Source organism: Enterobacter cloacae complex sp. IR53041, from assembly GCF_049238285.1.
Classification (GTDB): Bacteria; Pseudomonadota; Gammaproteobacteria; order Enterobacterales; family Enterobacteriaceae; genus Enterobacter; species Enterobacter roggenkampii.
Map to the genome: position 1 here is coordinate 26,843 of NZ_JBMKHB010000032.1, position 25,923 is coordinate 52,765.

The following is a 25,923-nucleotide window of genomic DNA, read 5'->3' on the forward strand; positions in this document are numbered from 1 at the left end:
GCGCTTACCCGGCCTACATTTGAATCGTAGGCCTGGTAAGGCGTAGCCGCCACCCGGCATTAGCTTACAGAGCCTGGTGCTTCGTCTCGTGCGTCAGCAGCAGCGCAATCAGCGTCAGCGCCGCCATGGCCGCCAGATAAACGCCCACATAGAACAGGCCGTAGTTTGCCTGCAGCCAGGTGGCGATATACGGCGCAACGGAGGCGCCCAGAATAGACGAGACGTTGTAGGAGAACGACGCGCCGGTATAACGCACTTCCGTCGGGAACAGCTCCGGCAGCAACGCCCCCATCGGGCCGAAGGTCAGCCCCATCAGGCTCAGGCCAATCAGCAGGTAGGCCATCACCAGCGCCGGGCTGCCTGAACCCAGCAGCGGCGGGAAGACGAACAGAGCAAACAGAACGATCAGCGTGGTGATGGTGATCATGCTTGCGCGACGGCCGAACTTATCCGCGAGCAGGCCCGCAATCGGAACCATCACGCCAAACCCGATCACCGCCATCATCAACATCCACAGCACTTCGTTACGCGGCAGACCCAGCCCAACCGGCGCGGCGGCGGTACTGAAGGTCATGGAGTAAACGGTCATGATGTAGAACAGCGTGTAGGTGGCCAGCATGATGAACGTGCCCAGTACGGTCACGCGGACGTGTTTGGTCAGCAGCGTGCCCAGCGGCACTTTCACCTGCTTGTTCGCCGCGGCCACTTTCGCGAAAACAGGGGTCTCATGCAGAGAAACTCGCACGTACAGGCCAATCAGCACCAGCACGGCTGAGAAGACAAACGGGATACGCCAGCCCCAGCTCATGAACTGTTCATCCGTCAGCAGCCAGGAGAGCAGCAGGAACGTCCCGTTGGCGAAGAAGAAGCCAATCGGTGCGCCAAGCTGCGGGAAAGAACCATACAGCGCGCGCTTGCGCGCCGGGGCGTTCTCGGTGGCCAGCAGCGCCGCGCCACCCCATTCACCACCCAGTCCCAGACCCTGACCAAAACGCGCCAGCGCCAGCAGGACCGGCGCCAGAATGCCGATGGTCTCATACGTCGGCAGCAGGCCGATGGCCACGGTGGAGATCCCCATCGTCAGCAGCGAGGCCACCAGCGTGACTTTGCGTCCGATGCGATCGCCAAAGTGTCCAAACAGCGCGGAGCCAATCGGACGCGCAACAAACGCGATAGCAAAGGTCGCCAGGGACTGCAGCGTGGCCGCCGTCGGATCGCCCTGCGGGAAGAAAATGTGCGGGAAGACGATGACCGCCGCGGTGGCGTAAATGTAAAAGTCGAAGAACTCGATGGCGGTGCCAATCAGCGAGGCGACGACAACTTTATTGCGCGAATTTACCGGAACGTTTTCCGTTTCTGAGTCGAGTGTGGTGGCGGTTGCTTGCATAATATTTTCTTATTTTTGTCGAACGAAAGGCCATATTACGCACAGCAAAAGCGACATTTCAATCTGTAACAAAGCCGCGACCTGGTGATAAAAGCAACAAAAAGCGGATAATTTTCAGGCCAGCCAAAACACGTCTATGAAATGCTTCACAGATTTTAAATATCAGTCAATAAAACTGGTTTTCGGTTAAATAAAAGTTACGGACTGGATTTATATGCTGAAATGATGAATCGGGCTGAAATTTCAGCCCGGGAGAGGGGTTAACGGTGCGTTTTGCCCGGCATTCGCGGGTCGTCTTTGTACTCGGCAGTGGCGATCCACGCGGCGCAGAACAGGGTTAAACGTGCGAAGAAGTAGAAGAACGCCATTAACCCCAGCACCGAGCCGAACGCCGCGCCGGAAGGGGATTTCACCAGCGACGGCAGGGTGTAGGTCATCACGATTTTAATCACCTCAAAGCCTATCGCCGCGATCAGTGTCCCTCTGATCAGCGCCTTCTTGCGCGGGCGATGGCGCGGCAAGCGCCAGAAGATCCAGAAGAACAGCAGGTAGTTGGCGAAGATGGAAATGGCCAGCCCAATGCTGCGCCAGGCGGGCTTCAGCCATTCGATGTAATCAAGATAGAGCGCGGAGATGATCATCTGCTGCGCGGAGCCCGCCACGGAGGTAATGGAAAGCGTCACGATGAGCGCGACGAGCAGGCCAATCAGCGAAACAAAATCACGGAGATACTTAACCCAGATTTTCTCCTGGTCCTGCGGCTTACGCTCCCAGACGTCGCGCGACTGGGCGCGAATGGCCTCGCGCAGGTTGCCCATCCAGTTAACGCCGGAGTAAAGGGCAATCAGCAAGCCGACGATACCGACGGTAGTACGCTGCTGCACGGCGGTATTGATGGTGCTTTTGAGCGTGCTGGCAAGGGTTGGGTCACTGACGTTATTCAGGATCTTATTAAAGATATCCTGCAGCAGCGTCGGGTGCGAGGCGAGCACAAAACCGGCCGCCGCAAACGACACCATCAGGATCGGGATCATCGACAGGAAGGAAAAATAGGTGATGGCGGCACCAAACTGGTTTCCCATGCGGTCATTAAAGCGTTCGGTCGCGCGTATCAGATGCGCAATCATGGGAAACTGCTGAATTCTGGCGACAATGCCGGTTACGGTCCCCAGCGCTTTGCTGGCGGTACCAGGGGACTTGGCCTCTTCAGGCCCGGTTTCCATCTTTTTGACGGGCTCAAACTCTAAATGTTGGGTGGGTCGTTGCGGGTTGTTTTCCGGCGTCACGCGACTTTTCCTTTTCGTTTGGCTGGATGTTATTGAATTATAGCTTGCGACTAGTCCACGTAAGCTTTTGTGAGTTCGGTCAGCCACTCCATGAACAGATGTACCCGGCGGGAGAGGTTGCGCCGGTGGGGATAAATCAGGGAAACAGGCATCGGTTCGGCCCGGTATTGCGGGAGGATCTCAACCAGCTTCTTCGCGCGCAGCAAATCTCGTACCCCAACCCGTGGAACCTGAATGATGCCCAGCCCGGCGAGGCAGGCCGCCTGGTAGGTTTCGGTGCTGTTAACGGTCAATACCCCGCCCGTTTTTATCCACTGCGTCGCACTGCCGTTATAAAACTCAAAGCCCTGCGGGCGAGTTCCCAGCATAGCGGTGTAGTGAATGACGGCGTGCGAGCCTAAATCGTCCAGCGTGTCCGGGTAGCCAAAACGCGCCAGATAGTCCGGACTGGCGCAGTTAATCACCGACAGCTTGCCCAACGGTCGGGCGATAAGCCCTGAATCCTTCAGCGTGCCGACGCGTACCACGCAATCAAACCCTTCGCGGATCACATCCACCAGACGATCGCTGCTGCTGAGCTCCAGCTCGATGCCCGGATAATGCTGCAGAAACGCAGGGAGTTTGGGGATGACTAAATTTCGAGCAACGGCGACGGGCATATCCACGCGAAGCCGTCCGCTGATGCTGGAGGGATCGTGCTGAAACATCCCGTCGAGCTCATCAAGGTTTGCCAACAGATCTTTTGCCCGTTCGTAATAGACCATGCCGTCCTGCGTCAGGCTGACGCGACGCGTGGTGCGGTGCAATAGCTGGGTGCCAAGCCGGTTTTCGAGGGCCTGAATCTGCCGTGACACGCTGCCTTTTGGCAGCGTTAAAGTTTCTGCCGCGCGGGAAAAACTCTCCAGTTCCGCGACGCGGACAAACAGCTGCATTGCGTGAATTTTATCCATAGATGAAGCTCATTGTTGTTTCCGATGAAACAGTGAAGCGTTTTAACCCACCTTTATTGATCTTCTATCACCTAATAAGCTCTTACTCAATCTCCATAACAGCCAAAACGAGGTTTATGATGACTGAACGTATCGCATTAGTGACGGGTGGTAGCCGTGGTTTGGGTAAAAACGCGGCCTTAAAGCTGGCGGCAGACGGCACGGGAATTGTGCTGACCTACAACCGTAGCCAGCAGGAAGCGCTGGCGGTTGTGCATGAAATTCAGCAAAAAGGCGTTAACGCGGCGGCAATACAGCTTAACGTCGGAGAAGTCACAAGTTTTGATCATTTTGCCCAACAGCTTCAGGAAACCCTCCGAACCGTCTGGCAGCGTGAAACCTTTGACTATTTATTGAACAATGCCGGAACGGGTTTATATGCGCCCTACACCGACACGACGGAAGCCCAGTTTGATGAGGCGCTGAACATTCATTTCAAAGGACCTTTCTTCCTGACCCAGCGCCTGCTGCCGTTGCTTAACGACGGCGGACGGATCCTTAACGTCTCCAGCGGACTGGCCCGTTTTACCCAGCCGGGCTCGGGAACCTACGCGGCGATGAAGGGGGCGATGGAAGTGCTGACGCGTTATCAGGCGAAAGAGCTGGGGGCGCGCGGCATCTCCGTCAATATCATTGCGCCCGGTGCGATCGAAACCGACTTTGGCGGCGGACGCGTGCGCGACAACGCGGAACTGAACCAAATGCTGGCATCCCAGACGGCGCTGGGACGGGTGGGGCTGCCGGACGATATTGGCGATGCCATTGCGGCACTGCTCAGCGACAAACTGGGCTGGATGACTGCGCAACGTATTGAAGTCTCAGGCGGCATGTTCCTGTGAGGTATGCGCTTGAGTAAATCCTTAAGATAAATGTGTCTAAATACTGACAGATATAAAGAACACCGGGGATTTGTAACGTATCCATTCGTTGAGTTTTTTCTTAAATAATGCCTCTGTAGAATCCCCCTTCGCTATTCTCAGAGGGGAAAAAACGATGCGAGTAATCATGTTTGACAGGCAGTCACTCTTTATTCACGGAGCGATACACAGTCTTCAGAGGTTGATTCCGGAAATAAATATAACTGGGACCTGTCAGGCAGAAGATTTATGGACTCAGATTTCTGCTTCACCGTCGGCTATCGCCATGATTGATGGGAATTTAATTCAGGACGAAGGGAGCACTTTGCTGGAAGCGATCCTGCATCGCTTTCCGGCGATACGTGTGATTTTGATTTTGGCGAAAAAAGAGGCCAAATGTGCTGAGCAGCTACGGCAGCGAAACGTCATGGCCATTGTTCCCCGAAACGCCAATCCCGAACGGTTTGCCGCCGTACTGGATTCGGTATCCAGAGGGATGGTCTGTTTTCCCGGAGAGTGGGTCAGAGAGCCGACGTCGCCTCAGGCATTATTATCCTTGAGCGAGCGCCAGCGCGAAGTCTTGAAATTGCTGGCGGCGGGGGAGTCGAATAAAGAGATTGGCCGCAATCTGAACATCAGTGCGGCCACGGTAAAAGCGCACCTCGAGGCGCTATTCCGGCGGCTGGACGTGAAAAACAGAACGCAGGCAGCCATGTATTATACCCGGGCGACGGCCTGAAAAAGCGCGTTTGGGAGCGACGTTATCTCTCCGAAACTGAATATCATCATCACCAGCGCATCATGCTGCTGTTGGGTTAATGGACGTGTCATATTTTCCCGCAGCAGCGCTTCACACAACCGGATATCTTCGCGCAACAAAGTCTCAGCCTCCAGAGGTGTGACAGGGCCGTGAAAATGCTCCTGATCGCGGATAACGTGACCATAGCCGATAACCCATAATCCTTTTTCGTCACGATATTTTTCCAGAGAAAGACCCTGATGTTTCTTTATTAACGCGATGGCGGCAGAAGATATTTTCAGCGCATGCTCTTTCATATTCATTTCCTCTTAATGGCGACACTGTAGAGGAAATGAGGTACGAGAAATATCCGCCAAATGGCTATTGATCAGGGATTGTTATTCAGATATTCCTGCCGCAATAAACCAAATAACCAGTCATTATGCCAACGTCCCGCAAGGTAATAGCTCTCGCGTAATTCGCCCTCCAGGCAAAAGCGGGCTTTTTCCAGCAGACGTCGTGAGGCGATATTCCCGGCGGTGACGGTGGCGGTAAGTCGACGTATACCGCCCTGATGAAAAGCGTAATCGCAAAGCGCTTTCAGGGATTCAAAGCCGTAACCTTTCCCCTGCGCCTCGGGAGCGAAAAGAAAACCGACCTCAGCGCAATCCTCCTCCCGATGAATATACCCGGTGACGCCCAACGGAGCCCTGGAAGCGGCGTCACGCACGACGAGGCACAGCCAGTGCGCGCTCCCTGGCGTCCAGGGCGTCAGGCGCGAATCAAACGCCTCGCGGATCGCCGCGACGGGGCGGTCTTCCGCCACAAAGCGCATGACGTCGGGATGCTGCTGTAGCGCCAGAAAAAAGGGCCAGTCTTCTTCTTGTAAAGGCGAGCAGTTCAGGCGAGGGGTAATTAAAACCGGCATTCAGATTCTCCTGAAACATTTTAAATGATTTTAGGGTTGTCACTTTATTTCAACAGAAAGTCAGGTATGGTTAACCGCGTATAAATAAAAAGAAAAAAGGCCGTTACGTGCCAATCCGGATGTCTTCGTTGTCGCTTAAGGAAAACAATGACTCTCAGCACATCACATCATATTCGCGAACAGTTCGAACACTGTCTGGCGGTCATTCGCCATGCGTCGGTGGAAATTTTGCTTCTTCTGAATGTACATGCTTCTGAGGGCAAAGATCCACGCTGGTTTCTGGAACAACTGGACAGCGCGCGATTAGCCCTGGGCGGCTGGGGAGCCGTGGCGAAAAAGCTCAACCTGAATGATGCCGAGATGTCGGAATTTACGCTCCAGCTGCGCCTGCTGCAGCAGCGCGTGCCGCAGTATGAAAGCGGACAGGATGTGAGTGAAAACCAGCTGATTGCGGCGATGCGGTTTGTCACCGCGCTGGAGCACCTTCGCCTGCAGCAGCCGCTGTTGACCTACAGCACGGAGCTGGCTCCGGGCAGCGAACTCCAGCAGCAGCAGGCGCATAAGCAGGTGCGGGCGATAGAGCTCATGATAAAAGGGCTCATCCAGCAGGCCTGGCCCGATCAGGTAAGGCTGAATAACCATCTCAAGACTTTGTTTAACGCCGATCGCGTACGGCGCTGGCTGAAGTTGGGCGAGATCAACGATGTCCTGAGCGGCATGATGTTCAGCGAACTGGCGCAAATGCTGGTGGATAAAAAGAGTTCAGCCGCTATTACGCTTCGCTGTTCAGCGACCCGTCCATGCTGACGCTGCTGGTTGAACCGCGTAAAACGCTGCAAACCTTCCTCGATGACATTCGGCAAATTCGCAACAACATCACCGTCCAGAAAACGTTAAGCTCGGCGCAAATCCAGCTGCTGGATAACTACTACGCGCAGATCGCGCGGCCCGTTCAACGCGCGTTTGAAGAGGGGAGAACGCGCGTCAATCCGGCGGGATTCATGGCGGTAGATGCCAGCGAACTGCATACCTTCTGGGAAAAGGCGCAGAAAATGGATCGGGTCACCGGTGGGGATCTGTTTGAAGTCCGTGACACCATTGAAAAGCTGACCCAGCGCGCGCCGCGCACCCCCGAACAACGCGAGCAGCTCATTTCCGGTGCGTTATGGGGGGCGGTTGGCGTTATGGTGATTGCCATCGTGGCGGGAGGCTTCTGGCTGGTGACCAGCAGTAAACCGCAGCCTGCGGCCGTCAGCGCGGCTGAAGCGGCGCCGCCACAGGACATGCGTGAGACGCCTTCCTCGCGCGAAACGCTCACGCGCATGGGAGTGACCTGGGACGAGAATAATTTCCGCTCGGCCATTAACCGCAACGACACCCGCGTGACCCAGCTCTTTTTGCAGGGCGGTATGGACTGGAAGCTGTCCTGGACCGAAGAGGCGATGTCGGCAGGCTATGACGACGTGCTGGAGCTGATGCTACGCTACCGGCAAAACATGGTGGAGGAGAAGCCGTGTCGGCGCTTCATCAACACGCTCAGCCACGCGATGTCGAACGGCGAGTCTCTGACCTCGGTACGTAAAGAGTACCTCAAAGCTTTCTGCACCGTGCCAGCGGTGGTGAAACGCCAGCAGCACGATCTCGACATGGCCACACGCCGTGCGAAGTCACAGCCGGATGCCACCACCAAAAAATGGCAGTCTATTCAGAGCGCCATTTATGAGGTGATTCGCTGATTTCTCCTCCCTCTCCCCGTGGGAGAGGGCACCAGACCGCACCCTATTCAAGGCTCCCCATACAACCCAATCAGCCGCCGCACCACGCCGTTCGTCCAGCCGAAACCATCCTGCAGCGGATACTCACCCCCGCCCCCTTCGCGCGGCGTGCTGCTGGCGATGTGGTACTTCTCAATCAGCTTATGATGCGTCTGATAAAAATGGTTTACCGTATGCAGCCAGCTCCAGGCGATTTCATCCCCCAGCGAGTCGTTGCCGTACTGCTTGAACCCCTGGATCGCCATCCACTGCAGCGGCGCCCAGCCGTTGGGTTTATCCCACTGCTCGCCGGTTTCGTACTCGGTCGCCAGAATTCCGCCCGGCGTCAGCAGTCGCGCTTTGACCGCATCCGACAGGCGCTCGGCCTGCTCATGGGTCGCCATGCCGACATACAGCGGCACAATGCTGGCGGCAGAAAACAGCGCCAGCTCTTCGCGTCGCCAGTCGTAGTCGCGGTAACAGCCGCTCTCCTCGTCCCACAGATAGCGGTTCACCGCCTCGCGGCGATCGCTGGCTTTCTGGCGGAACAGGTCGGCCGTCTCTTTATCCCCTTTCGACGCCGAGATGTTGGCGATTGCGCTTTCCAGCTTGTACAGGAAGGCGTTCAGGTCGATGGGGATAAACTGCGTCGTGCGGATGCTGGCGAGCCGCGACGGATCGCGCAGCCAGCGGGAGGAATAGTCCCAGCCGGACGCCGCCCCGGCGCGCAGATCGCGATACACCTCGTTTGGCGGACGGCCCGAATGGCGGGCAGTTTCCACGTCCTCAATCCACGATTCATCGCGCGGGGTATCACGGTCATCCCAGTAGCGGTTGAGCAACGAGCCGTCCGGCATACGCACGGCGCTGCGGTAGGCCTGGTTAAGCAGGAGCGACTCCGCGCCGTCCATCCAGAAGGCGTACTCCATTTTGAGGTGTTCCAGATAGCGTTTCGCACCGCGAACGCCGTCCTCCTCAAACAGCTCCACCATCAGCGCAAAGACCGGCGGCTGGGAGCGGCTGAGATAATAGGTACGGTTGCCGTTGGGAATATGCCCGTAGCGTTCAATCAGCCAGGCGAAGTTATCCGCCATACATTTCAGCAGATCGTTACGACCGCTCTCCGCCAGCCCCAGCATGGAGAAATAGGAATCCCAGTAGTAAGTCTCGCTGAATCGTCCGCCGGGAACGATATAGGCTTGGGGCAGCGCCAGCAGGGAAGACCAGGGAATATGATCCTGCGGCTCGCGCGTCAGCACCGGCCACAGGCTGTCAATGTGCTCTTTGAGGGACAGACCGGGGTCGGAGACATATTCCGTACTGTAGGTCTCCGGCAGCCAGAAGTGGTTTTCCACAAACTGGCGCAGGTCGAAATCCCGGTGGCGTCTGACCTTGCGGTAGCGGATCAGGATATCCAGCGGATCCATCTTCGGCGCGCAGTCGGGAAAGGTTTTGCTGTCCGTGAACAGGCGCGAGGACTGCACGTGCTCAAACAGTTCAAGATAGCGGTCTGCGGGCGTCAGTGCATCGGAGGCGGGTAGCCCCTCGATCATCTCGGGTTCCGGCTCCGCCTCAATCATTTCATCCAGTTTCAACTCGCAGGGATCGGTCTCGTAGCGCAGCTCTTCTGCAATCTCGAATTCGATGTTCTCGGTAGCCTGTAGTTTCTGGTTGAACATGGTGATAGGGACCTCCGGTTGTGTGTTCAAAAGACAGGTTTATCCGGGCGTCTTATAAGCGTAGACATTCGCTTCGGTAGATGTGGAGGGATATGTGCGGTAGATCACTCTTTTCGGAGCATTCGTTTTGCAACGATTTATGAATGTGAATAAAAAAAGCCCCTCCGGAGAGGGGCTTATGCATTAACGCATGGTGACAAACTCTTCGGCGGCCGTTGGGTGGATCGCCACGGTATTGTCGAAGTCTTTCTTGGTCGCGCCCATCTTCAGCGCTACCGCAAAGCCCTGCAGGATCTCATCCATGCCGAAGCCAATGCCGTGGATACCGACAATCTTCTCGTCCGGGCCGACGCAGACCAGCTTCATGCGGCACGGCTGACGGTGCGAGGTGACGGCGGTGTACATGGCGGTAAACGCCGATTTATACACTTTCACCTGGTCGTCGCCGTACTGCTCACGCGCCTGCGGCTCGGTTAAGCCGACGGTGCCGATTGGCGGGTGGCTGAAGACCACGGTCGGGATGTTGCTGTAGTCCAGATGCTCGTCCGGCTTGTTATTGAACAGGCGCTCGGAGAGACGGCGGCCCGCCGCAACGGCAACCGGGGTCAGCTCAACGGCACCGGTATTGTCGCCGACCGCGTAAATGCCCGGTACGCTGGTGTTCTGGAATTTATCGACGACGATATAGCCTTTTTCGTCGGTTTTCACGCCGGTCACGCCCAGGTTGAAGTTATCGTTCGCCGGTTCACGGCCAATCGCCCAGATCAGGCAATCGACGGTCTGGCTGCGGCCATCTTCCAGCTCCAGGGTCAGGCTGCCGTCTGCATTTTTCACGACCGCTTTTGGCACGGCGTTGGTATGCAGGGTTGGACCTTCGGTGTTCATCACTTCAACCAGCGTATCAACGATCAGCGGATCGAAGCTGCGCAGCGGCGCGTGTTTACGCACGAACAGGTGCGCTTCGGCACCCAGACCGTTAATCACGCCAGCCAGCTCCACCGCGATGTAACCCGCGCCCACCACGGCAACGCGTTTTGGCAGGGCAGGCAGCTCGAAGAAACCGTCGGAGTCGATGCCGTATTCCACGCCCGGGATGTTCGGGTGGCTCGGACGGCCGCCGGTGGCGATCAGGATGTGATCGGCGGTGATCGTCTCACCGTTCACTTCGATCGTTTTCGCGTCCACAAAGCGGGCGAAACCGTGGATAACGTCGACGTTATTTTTACCCAGCACGTTGTCGTACGAGGTGTGAATACGGTCGATGTAGGCGGTACGGCTGGCGATCAGTTTGTCCCAGTCGAAGTGGTTGATGGTGGTGTCAAAGCCGTAGTCCGGGCCATACATATGGATAGCTTCACGGATTTGCGCCGCATGCCACATCACCTTTTTCGGTACACAACCCACGTTCACGCAGGTGCCGCCCAGCGCTTTGGCTTCAATCAGCGCACACTTCTGGCCGTACATGGCCGCGCGGTTGATGGAGGCGATGCCGCCGCTGCCACCGCCGATGGCGATGTAGTCATAATGCTTAGTCATAGCTTTTGTCCTTAATCGTGAATTGCCGCGATTGTATACCTGAAATCAATAGTTTCCACCGATGGCTGCGATTACTCCGGCACGATCCAACTGACGGAGGTATGACCCGTACCGGCTGGCACCAGCGTTTTGTGCAGCCACGGCAGCACGTTGTTCATCTGCGCTTCGAGTTTCCACGGCGGGTTAATGACGATCATGCCCGAGGCGGTCATGCCGCGCTGGTCGCTGTCCGGACGCACGGCCAGCTCGATCTGCAGGATTTTGCGGATGCCGGTGGCTTCCAGGTCTTTGATCATGCGCTTGATTTGCGCGCGCAGCACCACCGGATACCACAGGGCGTATGTCCCGGTGGCGAAGCGTTTGTAGCCTTCGTGAATACCCGTCACCACCGCCTGATAGTCGGTTTTGATTTCGTACGGCGGGTCGATCAGTACCAGACCGCGACGGGAAACCGGCGGCAGCTTGGCTTTAAGCTGCTGATAGCCGTCGGCTTTTTCCACGCGGGCGCGGCCGTCTTTCTGGAATTCAGAACGCAGCAGCGGGAAGTCGCTCGGATGCAGCTCGGTCAGCTGGATGCTGTCCTGCTCGCGCAGCAGCTGGCGGGCAATCAGCGGGGATCCCGGGTAGTAACGCAGCTGGCCGTTGCGGTTGAAGTGGTTCACCACGCCGATGTACGGCTCCAGCTCGGCAGGCAGGTCGTCCTGCTGCCAGATGCGGGCGATCCCTTCCAGATATTCACCGGTACGCTCGGCATGCTCGCCGCTCAGCTGATAACGGCCCGCGCCCGCGTGCGTGTCCAGATAGAGAAACGGCTTCTCTTTCTCTTTGAGCGATTCGATGATCAGGCTCTGAACGGTGTGTTTAAGGACGTCGGCGTGGTTGCCTGCGTGGAAGCTGTGGCGATAACTGAGCATGGGTAATGATATTCCGCTGAATTGACGATTTGCCACAGTTTACAGCAGAACGGCGCAGATTACCCGTAGGCCCGGTAAGCGCAGCGCCACCGGGCTCTTTTCCGCCACGTCTGGCATTGAAATCCTCTACACTTAACCCCATTCTAGATCGCATATGCACAGCGCCGGATGCGCGCTTCATTCACCTCATTCAACAGGACAGCGTTTATGACCAATCCATTACTGACGCCTTTTTCGTTGCCACCGTTTTCTAAAATCCTCCCCGAGCATGTGGTTCCAGCGGTTACGCAATCGCTGGACAACTGCCGCGCGGCGGTAGAAAGCGTGGTCGCGCAGGGCGGGCCGTACACTTGGGAAAATCTGTGTCAGCCGCTGGCCGAAGTGGACGACGTGCTGGGGCGTATCTTCTCCCCGGTGAGCCACCTGAACTCGGTAAAAAACAGCCCGGAGCTGCGTGAAGCCTACGAGCAAACCCTGCCGCTGCTCTCTGAGTACAGCACCTGGGTCGGCCAGCACGAAGGGCTCTACAAAGCCTACCGCGACCTGCGCGACGGCGATCACTACGCCGAGCTGAACACCGCCCAGAAAAAATCGGTCGATAACGCCCTGCGTGATTTTGAGCTGTCCGGGATTGGCCTGCCAAAAGAGAAGCAGACCCGCTACGGTGAAATCGCCGCGCGCCTGTCCGAGCTGGGCAACCAGTACAGCAACAATGTGCTCGACGCCACCATGGGCTGGACGAGGCTGATTACCGACGAAGCAGAGCTGGCGGGTATGCCGGAAAGCGCCCTGGCGGCGGCAAAAGCGCAGGCCGAAGCGAAAGAGCAGGACGGCTTCCTGTTAACGCTGGATATCCCGAGCTATCTGCCGGTGATGACCTACTGCGACAACCAGGCCCTGCGCGAAGAGATGTACCGCGCCTACAGCACCCGCGCTTCCGATCAGGGGCCGAATGCCGGTAAGTGGGACAACAGCCCGGTGATGGCGGAAATCCTCGCCCTGCGCCACGAGCTGGCCCAACTGCTGGGCTTTGAAAACTACGCCGACAAATCTCTCGCCACCAAAATGGCGGAAAACCCGCAGCAGGTGCTCGACTTCCTGACCGATCTGGCGAAACGCGCCCGTCCGCAGGGTGAAAAAGAGCTGGCCCAGCTGCGCGCCTTCGCGAAAGCGGAGTTCGGCGTGGACGAGCTGCAGCCGTGGGACATTGCTTACTACAGCGAAAAACAGAAGCAGCACCTCTACAGCATCAGCGACGAGCAACTGCGCCCGTACTTCCCGGAAAACAAAGCCGTTAACGGCCTGTTTGAAGTGGTGAAGCGTATCTATGGCATCACTGCCAAAGAGCGTACCGATATCGACGTCTGGCATCCGGACGTGCGCTTCTTCGAGCTGTATGACGAGAAAAACGAACTGCGCGGCAGCTTCTACCTCGATCTCTACGCGCGTGAGAACAAGCGCGGCGGGGCGTGGATGGACGACTGCGTGGGTCAGATGCGTAAAGCAGACGGTTCCCTGCAAAAACCGGTCGCCTATCTGACCTGTAACTTCAACCGTCCGGTAAGCGGCAAACCTGCGCTGTTCACCCACGACGAAGTGATCACCCTGTTCCACGAGTTCGGTCACGGCCTGCACCACATGCTGACCCGCATCGAAACCGCAGGCGTCGCCGGCATCAGCGGAGTGCCGTGGGATGCGGTCGAGCTGCCAAGCCAGTTTATGGAAAACTGGTGCTGGGAGCCGGACGCGCTGGCGTTTATCTCCGGCCACTACGAGACCGGCGAACCGCTGCCGAAAGAACTGCTGGATAAAATGCTGGCGGCGAAGAACTACCAGGCGGCGATGTTTATCCTGCGCCAGCTGGAGTTCGGCCTGTTCGACTTCCGCCTGCACGCCGAGTTCAGCCCGGAGCAGGGGGCGAAAATCCTTGAAACCCTGGCGGAGATTAAAAAGCAGGTCGCGGTGATCCCTGGGCCAACCTGGGGTCGTTTCCCGCACGCGTTCAGCCACATCTTCGCAGGCGGCTATGCGGCAGGTTATTACAGCTACCTGTGGGCCGACGTGCTGGCGGCGGATGCCTTCTCGCGCTTCGAAGAAGAGGGGATTTTCAACCGCGAAACCGGCCAGTCGTTCCTCGACAACATCCTGACCCGCGGCGGTTCCGAAGAGCCAATGGTGCTGTTCAAACGCTTCCGCGGGCGCGAGCCGCAGCTGGACGCGATGCTTGAGCATTACGGGATCAAAGGCTGATTGTTACGTGAAGATCTGCTTAGTGGATGAAACAGGCGCCGGAGACGGCGCCTTATCTGTTCTGGCCGCCCGCTGGGGGCTGGAACATGATGAAGATAACCTGATGGCGCTGGTGATGACGACAGGACATCTCGAATTACGCAAGCGCGACGAACCCAAGCTCGGCGGGATTTTTGTCGATTTTGTCGGTGGCGCGATGGCGCACCGGCGTAAGTTCGGCGGCGGTCGCGGCGAAGCGGTGGCCAAAGCGGTCGGCATTAAGGGGAGCTATCTTCCGGACGTGGTGGACGCCACGGCGGGGCTGGGGCGCGATGCGTTTGTGCTGGCGTCGGTGGGCTGCCGGGTGCGGATGCTGGAGCGTAATCCGGTTGTCGCCGCGCTGCTCGACGACGGGCTGACGCGAGGCTATGCGGACCCGGAAATCGGCCCGTGGCTGCAGGAGCGTTTGCAGCTTATCCACGCGTCAAGCCTGACGGCGCTGACGGACATCACCCCGCGTCCGCAGGTGGTCTACCTCGACCCGATGTTCCCGCACAAGCAGAAAAGCGCGCTGGTGAAGAAAGAGATGCGGGTATTTCAGTCGCTGGTGGGACCGGATCTGGATGCGGATGGCCTGCTGGAGCCGGCTCGTCAGCTCGCGACGAAGCGGGTGGTGGTGAAGCGCCCGGACTACGCGCCGCCGCTGGCGGACGTTGCTACGACCAACGCGGTGACCACGAAAGGGCACCGGTTTGATATCTACTCCGGCACGCCGGAATAAAAAAAGCCGGGTGGCGGCTTCGCCTTACCCGGCCAACTTTCAGTGCCGCTTTTTTTGCACTTACTCGTCTTCTTCATCGCGCAGCGGAACAATCAGCATATCCACGTGAACGGTGTTAATCAGCTGACGCGCGGAAGACATCAGCTTGCTCCAGAAGTCCTGATGGTGACCGCATACCACCAGATCCATATCGTATTTCTTAATCGCATCAACCAGCACCTGACCCAGGTCGCCGCTGCCGCTCAGGGTTTCGGTGATCGGATAGCCCGCGTTGGTGGAGAGCTCGCTCAGCGCGTGATGCGTTTCTTCAGAGATGCGTTTCTGCATATCGCCCAGATTGACGTCGATCAGACCGGTGTAGAGGTCGGAGTAATTCACATCAACGTGAATCAGGGAGACTTTCGCGTTGTAGGGACGTGCCATAGATACCGCTTTATCAACCAGCACTTTGCTCTCCGGGGAGAGGTCTACCGCGATAAGAATGTGTTTGTAAGCCATAGTGTTACTCCTTCCTTAAGTTATCGATGACTAAATGGGAAAGCCGTCGTCTGATGCTTTCATTACGGCCCAGTTAAACATATTTTTCAAGCTTTGGTGTTGATAACGATTAACCTTGTGGCAAAAAAATTAACGGATCTCCTACACTATTTAATGAGCCGTTCGGATATTAAAACGCGAACCGGATCGACTTTTAGTCATTCTTTCACTGAACTGTCTGTCAGGGCATTGGGGTGCGGTAGCTCAGGAGCCTTGCTTCGTGGGCGGACGCCGGGGAGGATGTATGATTAGCACCGTCGCATTGTTTTGGGCGTTATGCGTAGTTTGCATAGTGAATATGGCGCGCTACTTCTCATCGTTACGTGCGCTGTTAGTGGTACTTCGTGGTTGCGATCCGTTGCTGTATCAGTATGTGGACGGTGGAGGGTTCTTCACCTCGCATGGACAGCCCAGCAAACAGATGCGTCTGGTGGGATATATCTACTACCAGCGCTACCGCGATCATCACGATGAAGAATTTATCCGTCGCTGCGAGCGCCTGCGTCGTCAGTTCATTTTGACCAGTGCCCTGTGTGGCCTGGTCGTGGTCAGCATGATTGCATTGATGATTTGGCACTGATTACCACAGCAGGCGGGGCCAGCCCCGCCTTCTTTCCTCTGGTTCAGGGCTTCACTGAGAACCGCAGATTGGAGATATTGGTCTCAATCGAAGTAACCTTCCCGCTATAGGCGATGTTAACGTCTCCGTTTGTATCAATGCTGGCCGCAGTAATTGTACCCGTACCTTCAATGACAGGATGCTTCTTAGCCAACTGATGGATAATGTCGGTGTCTTTCCCTGTTATCTTTTCCGAAAGATAGTAACGGTAGATTGTGGGTACGGTTGCGTCACCCTGATTGTTCACGGTCATATAGAGCCAGACGCTGTCAGATAATTTATAAACGTGTTGTAATTCATCGCTCCCTTGCCGGTTGGGCTGGTGGTTGAGCCACAAAAATCCAATGACCAGCGCCAGAAGCGAAACGGTAACAAGGCGATGAATCCATTTAGTAGCCGTTTTGAATGGCATACTCTATTCCTTCTCTGATATTGCGTTGGTCCGTTGGATCGTCCCCGTAAGGCGGCTTTTCGTGCCATTTTCCCCATTCAGGTTTTGACGTGCCAGCGCGGCCTTGAGCCCAGCCAGCGCCCATAAGCAGGATGTTTGCAGGAATTCCTGCTGCAGTCCCGGCGGCTCCGAAGTTGAAATTTCCAAATGCAGCAAAATAAGGGTCGAATTTCTTGTAATCCCAGGGACCACCATTTCGTACTTTTTGGTAGAACCAGTAATACGTTGAAGGCGTGGCCATATTACGCGACATGCCATGAAGGCGTGCTTCACGCATGTTGTTTGCTATAACCATTGAACCTGGTCCTGAAAGAGGGACAGAAGCCATACATTCTCCTTTGTCTGGTTTTTCTTCCGATCGCCATCATAGTATTACCTGCGCAATTTCGTTGGGCAAAAAATGTTCAGGAAATCCTGATGTTATACACTTTCCGATTGCAACTAACAGCCATAAAAAAAGCGGGTCAGTTTCCTGACCCGCTTTTTTGTCGCCTTCAACCGATTATATCAGCTTCAGCGAAATCCAGTACAGCCCGCCAGACAGCAGGATGGACGCCGGAAGGGTGAACACCCAGGCCATCAGAATGTTGGTCACGGTTTTGCGCTGCAGGCCGCCACCGTCAACAATCATGGTACCTGCCACGGACGAGGAGAGTACGTGGGTGGTGGATACCGGCATACCGGTGTAGCTCGCCAGACCGATAGACACTGCCGCCGTCATCTGCGCGGACATACCCTGCGCATAGGTCATGCCTTTCTTACCGATCTTCTCGCCGATGGTGGTCGCCACGCGGCGCCAGCCAATCATCGTACCGATACCGAGTGCCAGTGCGACCGCCATGATGATCCAGATTGGCGCGTACTCAATGGTATTGAGCATATCGCCTTTCAGTTTCTTCAGGAGACGCTGGTCGTCAGCATTCACGTCTGGCAGCTTCGCCACTTTATCCGTCACATCAGAGATGCACAGCATAATGCGACGCAGCTGACCACGCTGCTCAACGGTCAGTTTGTCATAGCTTTCGATATTGCCCAGCATGCCTTTCGCACGTTCCAGCGCGTTAATCGCGTTTGCCGGATGGCAGTGGAACTCGCCTGGCGCAGTCGTGGCACCGGCTTCCGGAGACGGGATTAACTGGTCAACGCCGGTCGCTTTTTTCAGCAGTTCAGGGTGCTGCTGGAAATAAGTTTCAACGTTGTTGACCGCATCGCGGGTACGGGTGATTTCGTAGCCGGAGGCGTTCATGTTAACCACGAAGCCTGCCGGAGCAACACCGATCAGTACCAGCATCACCAGACCAATGCCTTTCTGACCATCGTTCGCGCCGTGTGAGAAAGCCACGCCGATAGCGGAAATGATCAGGGCAATACGCGTCCAGAATGGCGGCTTTTTCTTGCCGTCTTTCTTTTCACGCTCTGCCGGCGTCAGGTGAATACGGGAGCGTTTTTTGGTATTGCTCCAGTAACGACGCAGGATGAAGATCAGCCCGCCCGCCACCACCAGACCCACGATAGGGGAGACGATGAGAGAGGCAAAGATCCCCAGTACTTTCGGGATATTTAACGCATCAACAACCGATGTACCGGTCATGAGGGCGTTGGTTAACCCGATACCGATAATCGCGCCGATGAGGGTGTGAGAACTGGATGCAGGCAGGCCGAAATACCAGGTACCGAGGTTCCAGATAATTGCAGCAAGCAGCATTGAGAACACCATAGCGAGGCCATGGCCAGAACTTACGTTAAGCAGCAGATCTGTTGGCAGCATATGCACAATCGCATACGCAACGCTCAGTCCGCCCAGGAGGACACCAAAAAAGTTAAATACCGCCGCCATAACAACCGCAAGCTGCGATCGCATTGCGCGAGTGTAGATAACCGTCGCTACTGCGTTTGCAGTGTCGTGGAAGCCGTTGATCGCTTCGTAAAACAGTACAAAAACCAGAGCAAGCAAGAGTAAAAGCCCGGTATGTAAATCCAGGCCGGCAAACAAATGTAGCATAGGACGTTACGCCATTTTGAGGACATGAACGCGGCGCATTATCCAGGACAAATGCGCAACGGGCAAAGTGAAATATAGACTTTTTTTGACATACCACCTGATTTGAGAAAAGTGCCTGAAAGGATATTCTTTAAATTTCAATGGAATGGCTTTGTAATATCTTTTTACGCTGGTGTGACCACAGAGGAAACTTTACAATCCGCGGCAGTTAACAAAGAGGGTTTTGACGTGGAAAGGTTTGATGCCGTGGTAATTGGCGCCGGTGCGGCGGGTATGTTTTGTGCGGCAATGGCCGGACAGGCGGGTCGTCGCGTGCTGCTGCTGGATAACGGTAAAAAGCCAGGCCGCAAGATCCTGATGTCCGGCGGCGGGCGCTGCAACTTTACTAACCTGTATGTTGAACCCGCGGCCTATTTGAGCCAAAACCGTCATTTTTGTAAATCTGCGCTGGCGCGTTATACCCAGTGGGACTTTATCGACCTGGTGGGTAAGCACGGTATCGCATGGCATGAGAAGACGCTGGGCCAGCTGTTCTGCGACGACTCCGCCCAGCAGATTGTCGATATGCTGGTGGCCGAGTGCGAGAAGGGCGGCGTGGTCATGCGCCTGCGCACCGAAGTGCTGGACGTTTCCCGCGATGACCAGGGCTACACGCTGCAGCTCAACGGTGAAACCGTCAGCGCCGATAATCTGGTGATTGCCAGCGGCGGCCTGTCTATGCCGGGGCTGGGCGCTTCCCCGTTCGGCTATAAAATCGCCGAGCAGTTTGGCCTGAAAGTCCTGCCTACGCGCGCCGGGCTGGTGCCGTTCACGCTGCATAAACCGCTTCTGGAACAGCTTCAGACGCTGTCTGGCGTGTCCGTTCCCGCCGTTATCACCGCCGAAGACGGCACGGTGTTTCGCGAAAACCTGCTCTTTACCCATCGCGGCCTCTCCGGCCCGGCGGTCCTGCAAATCTCCAGCTACTGGCAGCCGGGAGAGTTTGTCACGGTTAACCTGCTCCCCGATTGCGATCTGGATGCCTTCCTCAACGAGCAGCGTACCGCGCACCCGAATCAGAGCCTGAAAAACACCCTCGCAATGCAGCTGCCGAAGCGTCTGGTGGAATGTTTGCAGGTGCTGGGGCAGATCCCCGACGTGTCGCTAAAGCAGCTTAACAGCCGCGAGCAGGAAACGCTGGTCGAGACGCTAACAAACTGGCGCGTGCAGCCAAACGGCACGGAAGGCTACCGCACGGCGGAAGTCACGCTGGGCGGAGTCGACACGAATGAACTCTCTTCCCGTACCATGGAAGCGCGCAACGTGCCGGGGCTCTACTTCATCGGTGAAGTGATGGATGTGACCGGATGGCTCGGCGGGTATAACTTCCAGTGGGCCTGGGCAAGTGCCTGGGCGTGTGCTCAGGCGCTGGCAGATGTCCGAGGACAATAAAGTTGTACACAAAGCACTAAAGTTGTAACCATTCTCAAAAAACGACGCTAATGTTGTATACTTACTGAATGTGTGGTTATAGGGTTGGAGACTATAAAATGCACATATAGGTACGTATCAATGTCGTTTTTAGGGTACGATCATGGCTAGGGGTAGGCGTCTCAAATCCTATTTGGATTATGAAAATGCGCTAGGTGACGGCATAGGAGTGGGCTATGGCCAAAGTTATCAGCCCTGGCTTAGAGCTCAGGACGTTAAATCCCGTGGAAACCGTTCGATAGTCTTTGGCCTTAAGACGTTTCGAAACCATCATCTCCTTTCTTCTGTCGAAAGTAACTTTTTCTATCTGGCTGAGTTTAATGACTCGGTGATTGATATCCGGGAACAATTCCCACTCTTTCCTCTCCGGCTTACCCAACAAATAGCAAATCATCTACATTTTCAACATCCTATGGTGAGGGGAGTAAGAGGAGTACCTGTCGAAGTTCTGAATGTTATGACAACCGATTTTTTACTGACCTTGAGAACTCCTGAAGGCGGACTTCGATACAAAGCTATAGCAGTAAAACATAACGAGAGCATACCTGAACGCGAAGCCCAAAAACTTGAAATAGAGAGGATGTTTTGGCAGTTGATTGATGTTGAGTTTCAAATTTATGTTGGCTCGGAACTCAATAACGTCGTCGGTAAAAACATTTGCTGGGCTACTTCTGTATTAAGAGATGGTTCTGAATTTTATGATAAATATCCTCTTGATAAAATCCTATGGAAGCTTAAACCAGATGTTTATCCCATAGTAGGACTACGTGCAATGATTTCATCAATCTTTGGGGTAGATGCACAAGAAGCGATGATGTTATTGCAGGCAATGATTGGATTAAAAATGATAAATGTTGATTTATCATATCCAATACTCGAAACCGGTCTGATAAAGATAATTTCCAATGACCACTATATAGGACTGAACGCAAATGGATATTATTAGGAATTCAGTCTGGCTCTCTCAAGGCACTGATTTGCTTGCAGAGGGACTTTACCGTGTTTTGGATTTTGACAGAAAGGTCGATTTGTTAATTTTGTTTAAAATAAAATCAGAAAGAACGGGTAAGCCAATCCCTTTCTCATTTTCAATGTTTAAATATTATATTGAATCAAATAGCATAACTTGTAAAGATTATATATATCCTTCATATATGTTAGTAGATGAGAAAGAAATAACAGATAAAGACAGAGGAAGGCGAGATGAAAATTACAATATCATTAAAGATCTTGTAGATGACAGAATGTTTCTGTTCGACTATGCATTACATAAAAAGTCGCACCTTTTAATGGATTACTCCAGAAATAAAAAAATATCACAATATACTATCAGAACGCTTCTGGCGTTGTATTGGCGACATGGGCAGGATATTTATGCATTGCTACCCGCATTCTCGAACTGTGGCGCCGCTGGGAAAAGTAGAATCAAACATGAAATTAAACTTGGGAATTCCAAAAAAAACAGAGCATTACCTAATGAACGATCACGTGTTTTCATTCTTAATGAAAGAGATATAAATAATATTAGAAAATCTCTCATTACGTATCATTATAAAGTTAACGGAGATACGATAAAGAAAACATTAGAGAGACATATTGATTTGTATTTTAGGGATGAAATTAAAACAGCAAACCTAGAAAATAGAGCTCCATATGTTCCTTCTTTAAAACAATTTTCATACTGGAATAAAAAACTCTTCACTAAAGATTTCTCGATAAATAAGAAGAACACGAAAAAAGAAATAGACCTCAAAATGCGGGCGCTTTTAGGTAGTGTGGCTAATACAACTGTTTTGCCGGGTGATGTTTTCGAAATAGACTCAACTGTCGCTGATGTACATCTTATTTCGAGTTTAAACAGACGAAAAGTCATTGGGCGTCCTACTATTTATACAGTGGTGGATCGTGCAACAAGAATGATTGTTGGCCTTCATGTTTCTTTATACCATGCTTCATGGCGAGCCGCCCGACAAGCGTTAGCAAATTGCTTTATGCCAAAAAAAGAATATTGTAGATTATTTGGAATCTCTATTACTGATGATGATTGGCCTTGTTCTCACATTCCATTAACATTGATGTGTGACAACGGGGAGATGATTGGTCTTAAACCTCAGGAAGAGATGACCCCCCTGACAAAACTTGAGTTTGCGCCAGTCGGTAGAGGCGACAGAAAAAGCATTGTTGAACGCTGTTTCGGCATTCTGAATGATGAGGTTATTCATAGGCTTATTGGAACAACACGAAGGGGAAAGATTGTTAAAGGAGAGCCAACACCGCAATCCAGGGCTTGTTTAACGATTCAGGAGGTCACGTCTTTACTGATTCGGGAGATACTTGCACATAATCAGAGAACGTATGAGGAACTGGCTTATATCAATCCCTTACTGATTGAAAATGATCTCGTAATATCACCAAAAAATAGTTGGATGATAAGCTTAAAGCACGGGAGATTCAGCGCAAGAGCCGTTGGGGCCGACGAAGTGATCGCACGATTGTTAATCCCTGTGAACGCTAACATTACCGCCGGTGGGATTCAGTACAATAATCTTTTTTATGAATGTGATCCTGAAATTGCATCAGGTGTCAGAGTATTTGGAAGAACCACTTGTGAAGCAAGAATAGATGACAATTGCGTAGATTATATATATGTAAGATTTGACAAAAATAGCATTTTCAAAAAACATTACCTACTTAAGAAAAGAGATGTATTTAAAGGGAAAGCTCATCTTGATACAGATGTAATGGCTGATTGGGTAGATACTCAAAAAGAAATTAATTTATTTACTCTGGATTCGCTCAGCAATATCAATAATAAAGATGAATTTAACAGGAAAGGTAACGAAAGATTAAATGAAATATACGAATCTCGCCGGGTACATGGTAAAGATATTAAAAAGAACAGGAAAAATGAACTTGATTCATTAGGGCGAACTCATGTTGCTAATGGAAGATCTGAACCCCTACTTCCTTCATCCAGTAATGTTCTGCTTTTGCCTGGCCGGGAGGAGAAACAAAGATGGTTAAAAGGTAAGAAGAAGACTGAGGACGCAGAATAATGAACCTTATACGGCGCGTTTCAGCGATATATAAAGAACAGGAGTTACCTGAGTATCGTGGCAATCCCTTAATTGAAGCACTTCCTGAAGCGCTTACGGAAGATGAAGTACTTCTGGAAATGAGTTATTTCCCCGAAATTGACGAAAAAATCCGCTGGACTGCCCCGGCGAATGTTAGAGAGCAGTATGTCGAACGTATAAAGAAATTCCGTTGCCCTCAAACCAATCTTATCCAGGCTTATAAGATGATCTTACGGGCACTTAGGGAAAGCTATGCAGCTCGTAATCCTTTAAAAAGCGGAACAATTCAATATCTTCATTACTATGGAAATGAGCGTCCTGATATTGAGCCAGAAAGTGGATATTTTAAATCCCAGGCTGAAACTATTACGATAGTTGGAATGAGTGGTTCTGGAAAAACTACCATGATTGAGCAAGTCATGGATCATTTCCCTCAGATTATAGAACACAGCAGCTATAAAGGAGTTTTTCCCGGCTTCAGTAAGCAAATTGTATGGGTAAAGATTAATTGTCCATACAATTCAAGTGTGAGAGACCTTTGTGAAGAGATTTTACAAAAATTAGATGATGCAATTGGTATTGAACGAACTACACCTGAGATTAGAAATGGTGCTCTGGCTCGCCAGATTGCACAAAGAATTAAATCATCATTTTTGGGTATCCTTGTTATTGATGAAATGCAGAGGCTTAAATTTTCAAGAACCGGGGGTGAGAGTAAGTTGATTGATTTTTTACATGAAATTGTAGATTCCATGGGGGTATCTATGGTTTTTTGTGGAAATCATCCTTTTGACGAGACGCTGACAAAGAAAATGAGAATTGCCAGGCGGGCAGAGTCTGGTGGTTACATGAAAATTAAGAATGTTAGATACGATTCACAAGACTGGCAATCGTTTATTCATTATTTATGGCCATTACAATGGACAAATGTTGAAACTCCATTAAATGATGAGTTAAACGAAAAATTATTCATTTTATCTAAAGGCAATATTGGATTGGCTCAGATGATTTATCGGGGGGCACAATTAAAGGTTATCGGTAGCGGCAATGAAATCATCACTGGCGCAGTCTTGTCGGCCTCTGTACCGGTACTCGTGAGTCATACGGAGGAATATAAGGATACTCCACTCCCGGGGGCCGCGACTGAAGATGAGGAAGCTAAATGGCTCTCTGCATCTAATGAGGGTGATGCTTCGGCTAAAATCATGGCAGAGAAGTCCCTAAAGTCTTTGATCCCTGGGGATATAGACAGGCCACAGCACAAGGAATTCGTAGGAAAAATAGACGAGGTTTTGCGCAATTTCGACGAGAAAATACTGTCTCTTGACCACGATCTTGTTATCAACAGAACAGCTGAAAAGAAAAATACCTACGATGCTCTTCAGCGTTGCGGGCTTATAAATATAGATCCACTTAATAAATTGTAATGAGGTAACAGTTCGTAACGGTCAAAGAGAGGGGTGGGAAATGAGAATGTTGCCTGTTTTGCCTGATGAATCCTTGTTCAGCCGGTTTTGTCGGACAACTACCGTGTATGGTATGTCCCCATCTTCTCTGTTAACGATCATTTTCAACAAACCTGATATGAACGTCCATCCAATTCTCAATTCAGGATTAAAGGCTATTTCTCTTCATACATCCGAAAGTGCAGATCAGCTCTGGCATGAACAGACTTTACTCCCTCTTTTTGCCTGGGCACTACCAATCAGTCGTAATGAAATTATGGATTTCAACACGACCCCTGCCAGGCTTAATCGATTGTGCCGCCTTAGTAATTTTTCACTAGGGCAGCGCACACTACTGAAGTTTTGCCCGGTTTGCGCTCGTGAAGATACTTTTCATTATGGTGTTACTTATTGGCATCTGGCGCATCAGCTTCATGGGGTTACAACCTGCCATCGGCATCCGGTAGCGCTTGAAAGCATCCATGTCCCTTCTTCACCGCACATACGTATTGGACTGATGCCTCCTGTTTCGTATACAGAACAACTTAGCAATGAGATAGACTTCGATTTTGCTAAGTTTTGTTATGAGTCCCTAAATATAATCAGAAGAAAAGATATTACACACCCCAATTACATGGATGTACTTAAAAAGTTGAATTTATTATCATTGGATGGAAATTTAAAGAAAAATGTATTCTACGCACATGTTTATGCTAAGTGCCAGTTATTTGGGGAGGGTTCATCGGGACTTATACCAACATCCCTAACTGATTATCATTACTGGGAGCCTATACTCAAAGACAAATGTTGTCAGCATCCCACAAAGCATCTTTTGCTTTGTTATTGTTTGTTAAATACTTGCTGGCCAACGTATGCAGGAAGTCGTACTAATAAAAAGAAAGAAATCTTTAAAAGTCATAAGAAATACAGTTTTCATATAGTTGAAAATAATACTAGTGTTAGCAACCTTGGGAAGGAATTTAGTCGCAGCAGATGTTACATTAAAACACTTATTTATAAAAAATACCTGAGGGCGTTTAAACGAAACACAAAAATTAATATATTCACTGAATTGCTTATCAAGTCTATGGCTGTAAGGGGGTTTAGTCTGGCATCCATAGCTGAGAAAAACTCATTATCGGAAGGAGCTGGTAATGACTCCAACTTACTGATAGTGTTTTATGTTCAGATAATGCCCGATGACTTTGTCATGCAGCTCCACCGATTTTGAGAACGACAGTGA

Annotated in this window: 22 protein-coding genes and 2 pseudogenes; 11 read left to right on the forward strand and 13 right to left on the reverse strand. The window is 52.5% G+C overall.

Going from position 1 to position 25,923, the window contains the following annotated elements; translation table 11 throughout:
* Window positions 1–64: 64 nt before the first annotated feature.
* The 3 genes from ACOTXF_RS19270 to ACOTXF_RS19280 form a co-directional block, all read right to left on the reverse strand.
* Window positions 65–1,387 carry an MFS transporter gene (locus ACOTXF_RS19270; RefSeq protein WP_008503129.1) on the reverse strand — a complete coding sequence of 441 codons (1,323 nt, stop codon included), beginning with the start codon at window positions 1,385–1,387 and terminating at the stop codon, window positions 65–67.
* A 260-nt stretch (window positions 1,388–1,647) separates the two neighbouring features.
* The gene (yhjD, locus tag ACOTXF_RS19275; RefSeq protein WP_047746383.1) at window positions 1,648–2,673 is read right to left on the reverse strand and encodes an inner membrane protein YhjD; all 1,026 of its coding nucleotides are present in this window, start codon (window positions 2,671–2,673) and stop codon (window positions 1,648–1,650) included.
* Window positions 2,674–2,723: 50 nt separating this feature from the next.
* Window positions 2,724–3,623 (reverse strand): LysR family transcriptional regulator, encoded by a 900-nt coding sequence (locus ACOTXF_RS19280; protein WP_045909057.1) that lies wholly within the window; start codon window positions 3,621–3,623, stop codon window positions 2,724–2,726.
* A gap of 119 nt (window positions 3,624–3,742) precedes the next feature.
* Between ACOTXF_RS19280 and ACOTXF_RS19285 the strand changes: the two genes are divergently transcribed.
* Window positions 3,743–4,501 (forward strand): SDR family NAD(P)-dependent oxidoreductase, encoded by a 759-nt coding sequence (locus ACOTXF_RS19285; protein WP_045909056.1) that lies wholly within the window; start codon window positions 3,743–3,745, stop codon window positions 4,499–4,501.
* Window positions 4,502–4,655: 154 nt separating this feature from the next.
* Window positions 4,656–5,258, forward strand: a complete 603-nt coding sequence (locus tag ACOTXF_RS19290) for a response regulator transcription factor (RefSeq protein WP_232926878.1) — start codon at window positions 4,656–4,658, stop codon at window positions 5,256–5,258.
* Here ACOTXF_RS19290 and ACOTXF_RS19295 read toward each other — a convergent pair.
* Window positions 5,237–5,575 carry a lysozyme gene (locus ACOTXF_RS19295; RefSeq protein WP_008503124.1) on the reverse strand — a complete coding sequence of 113 codons (339 nt, stop codon included), beginning with the start codon at window positions 5,573–5,575 and terminating at the stop codon, window positions 5,237–5,239. The two genes, ACOTXF_RS19290 and ACOTXF_RS19295, sit on opposite strands and share 22 nt — an antisense overlap.
* 71 nt (window positions 5,576–5,646) lie before the next feature.
* A complete protein-coding gene (locus ACOTXF_RS19300; protein WP_023294760.1) occupies window positions 5,647–6,186 on the reverse strand; it encodes a GNAT family N-acetyltransferase in 540 nt (179 codons plus the stop codon).
* A 147-nt stretch (window positions 6,187–6,333) separates the two neighbouring features.
* Here ACOTXF_RS19300 and ACOTXF_RS19305 point away from each other — a divergent pair.
* Window positions 6,334–7,922, forward strand: a pseudogene (locus ACOTXF_RS19305) (STY4199 family HEPN domain-containing protein).
* 47 nt (window positions 7,923–7,969) lie between these two features.
* Here ACOTXF_RS19305 and ACOTXF_RS19310 read toward each other — a convergent pair.
* The 3 genes from ACOTXF_RS19310 to ACOTXF_RS19320 form a co-directional block, all read right to left on the reverse strand.
* Complete coding sequence (locus ACOTXF_RS19310; protein WP_008503121.1) at window positions 7,970–9,619, reverse strand: alpha,alpha-trehalase; 1,650 nt, start codon at window positions 9,617–9,619, stop codon at window positions 7,970–7,972.
* Between the two features lie 183 nt (window positions 9,620–9,802).
* Window positions 9,803–11,155 (reverse strand): glutathione-disulfide reductase, encoded by a 1,353-nt coding sequence (gorA, locus tag ACOTXF_RS19315; protein WP_008503120.1) that lies wholly within the window; start codon window positions 11,153–11,155, stop codon window positions 9,803–9,805.
* 71 nt (window positions 11,156–11,226) lie between these two features.
* On the reverse strand, window positions 11,227–12,069 hold the full coding sequence (locus ACOTXF_RS19320; RefSeq protein ID WP_048963143.1) for a 23S rRNA (adenine(2030)-N(6))-methyltransferase RlmJ: 843 nt from the start codon (window positions 12,067–12,069) through the stop codon (window positions 11,227–11,229).
* A gap of 207 nt (window positions 12,070–12,276) precedes the next feature.
* Here ACOTXF_RS19320 and prlC point away from each other — a divergent pair, with 207 nt between their 5' ends.
* Both prlC and rsmJ read left to right on the forward strand, forming a co-directional pair.
* The gene (gene prlC, locus ACOTXF_RS19325; RefSeq protein ID WP_048963142.1) at window positions 12,277–14,319 is read left to right on the forward strand and encodes an oligopeptidase A; all 2,043 of its coding nucleotides are present in this window, start codon (window positions 12,277–12,279) and stop codon (window positions 14,317–14,319) included.
* 7 nt (window positions 14,320–14,326) lie between these two features.
* The gene (gene rsmJ / locus ACOTXF_RS19330) at window positions 14,327–15,079 is read left to right on the forward strand and encodes a 16S rRNA (guanine(1516)-N(2))-methyltransferase RsmJ (protein WP_048963141.1); all 753 of its coding nucleotides are present in this window, start codon (window positions 14,327–14,329) and stop codon (window positions 15,077–15,079) included.
* Window positions 15,080–15,139: 60 nt separating this feature from the next.
* On the opposite strand, the gene uspA is transcribed toward rsmJ, so the two are convergent.
* Window positions 15,140–15,577 (reverse strand): universal stress protein UspA, encoded by a 438-nt coding sequence (uspA, locus tag ACOTXF_RS19335; protein WP_003861223.1) that lies wholly within the window; start codon window positions 15,575–15,577, stop codon window positions 15,140–15,142.
* Window positions 15,578–15,860: 283 nt separating this feature from the next.
* On the opposite strand from uspA, the gene uspB reads away from it, so the two are divergent.
* A complete protein-coding gene (gene uspB / locus ACOTXF_RS19340) occupies window positions 15,861–16,196 on the forward strand; it encodes a universal stress protein UspB (protein WP_003861224.1) in 336 nt (111 codons plus the stop codon).
* Between the two features lie 43 nt (window positions 16,197–16,239).
* Here the strand turns inward: uspB and ACOTXF_RS19345 are convergent, their stop codons facing one another.
* The 3 genes from ACOTXF_RS19345 to pitA form a co-directional block, all read right to left on the reverse strand.
* Window positions 16,240–16,647, reverse strand: coding sequence for a hypothetical protein (locus tag ACOTXF_RS19345; protein WP_047746371.1), 408 nt, complete (start codon window positions 16,645–16,647; stop codon window positions 16,240–16,242).
* Window positions 16,625–17,014: a polymorphic toxin type 44 domain-containing protein gene (locus tag ACOTXF_RS19350; protein ID WP_032637895.1), complete on the reverse strand. Its 390-nt coding sequence runs from the start codon at window positions 17,012–17,014 to the stop codon at window positions 16,625–16,627. The genes ACOTXF_RS19345 and ACOTXF_RS19350 overlap by 23 nt, the downstream gene beginning before the upstream one ends.
* Before the next feature lie 174 nt (window positions 17,015–17,188).
* The gene (gene pitA, locus ACOTXF_RS19355) at window positions 17,189–18,688 is read right to left on the reverse strand and encodes an inorganic phosphate transporter PitA (protein WP_008503116.1); all 1,500 of its coding nucleotides are present in this window, start codon (window positions 18,686–18,688) and stop codon (window positions 17,189–17,191) included.
* 228 nt (window positions 18,689–18,916) lie between these two features.
* On the opposite strand from pitA, the gene ACOTXF_RS19360 reads away from it, so the two are divergent.
* The 5 genes and pseudogenes from ACOTXF_RS19360 to ACOTXF_RS19380 form a co-directional block, all read left to right on the forward strand.
* Window positions 18,917–20,119 (forward strand): NAD(P)/FAD-dependent oxidoreductase, encoded by a 1,203-nt coding sequence (locus tag ACOTXF_RS19360; protein ID WP_046092622.1) that lies wholly within the window; start codon window positions 18,917–18,919, stop codon window positions 20,117–20,119.
* A 142-nt stretch (window positions 20,120–20,261) separates the two neighbouring features.
* The gene (locus ACOTXF_RS19365) at window positions 20,262–21,104 is read left to right on the forward strand and encodes a TnsA endonuclease N-terminal domain-containing protein (protein ID WP_000090707.1); all 843 of its coding nucleotides are present in this window, start codon (window positions 20,262–20,264) and stop codon (window positions 21,102–21,104) included.
* A complete protein-coding gene (locus ACOTXF_RS19370; protein ID WP_000351433.1) occupies window positions 21,091–23,214 on the forward strand; it encodes a transposase in 2,124 nt (707 codons plus the stop codon). The genes ACOTXF_RS19365 and ACOTXF_RS19370 overlap by 14 nt, the downstream gene beginning before the upstream one ends.
* A complete protein-coding gene (locus ACOTXF_RS19375; RefSeq protein WP_001049180.1) occupies window positions 23,214–24,662 on the forward strand; it encodes an ATP-binding protein in 1,449 nt (482 codons plus the stop codon). The genes ACOTXF_RS19370 and ACOTXF_RS19375 overlap by 1 nt, the downstream gene beginning before the upstream one ends.
* 40 nt (window positions 24,663–24,702) lie before the next feature.
* Window positions 24,703–25,830: pseudogene (locus ACOTXF_RS19380) on the forward strand (TniQ family protein); the annotation flags it as partial.
* A gap of 15 nt (window positions 25,831–25,845) precedes the next feature.
* On the opposite strand, the gene ACOTXF_RS19385 reads toward ACOTXF_RS19380, so the two are convergent.
* Window positions 25,846–25,923: IS1 family transposase (locus ACOTXF_RS19385; protein WP_001401901.1), on the reverse strand; the 78-nt coding region annotated here is incomplete at its 5' end.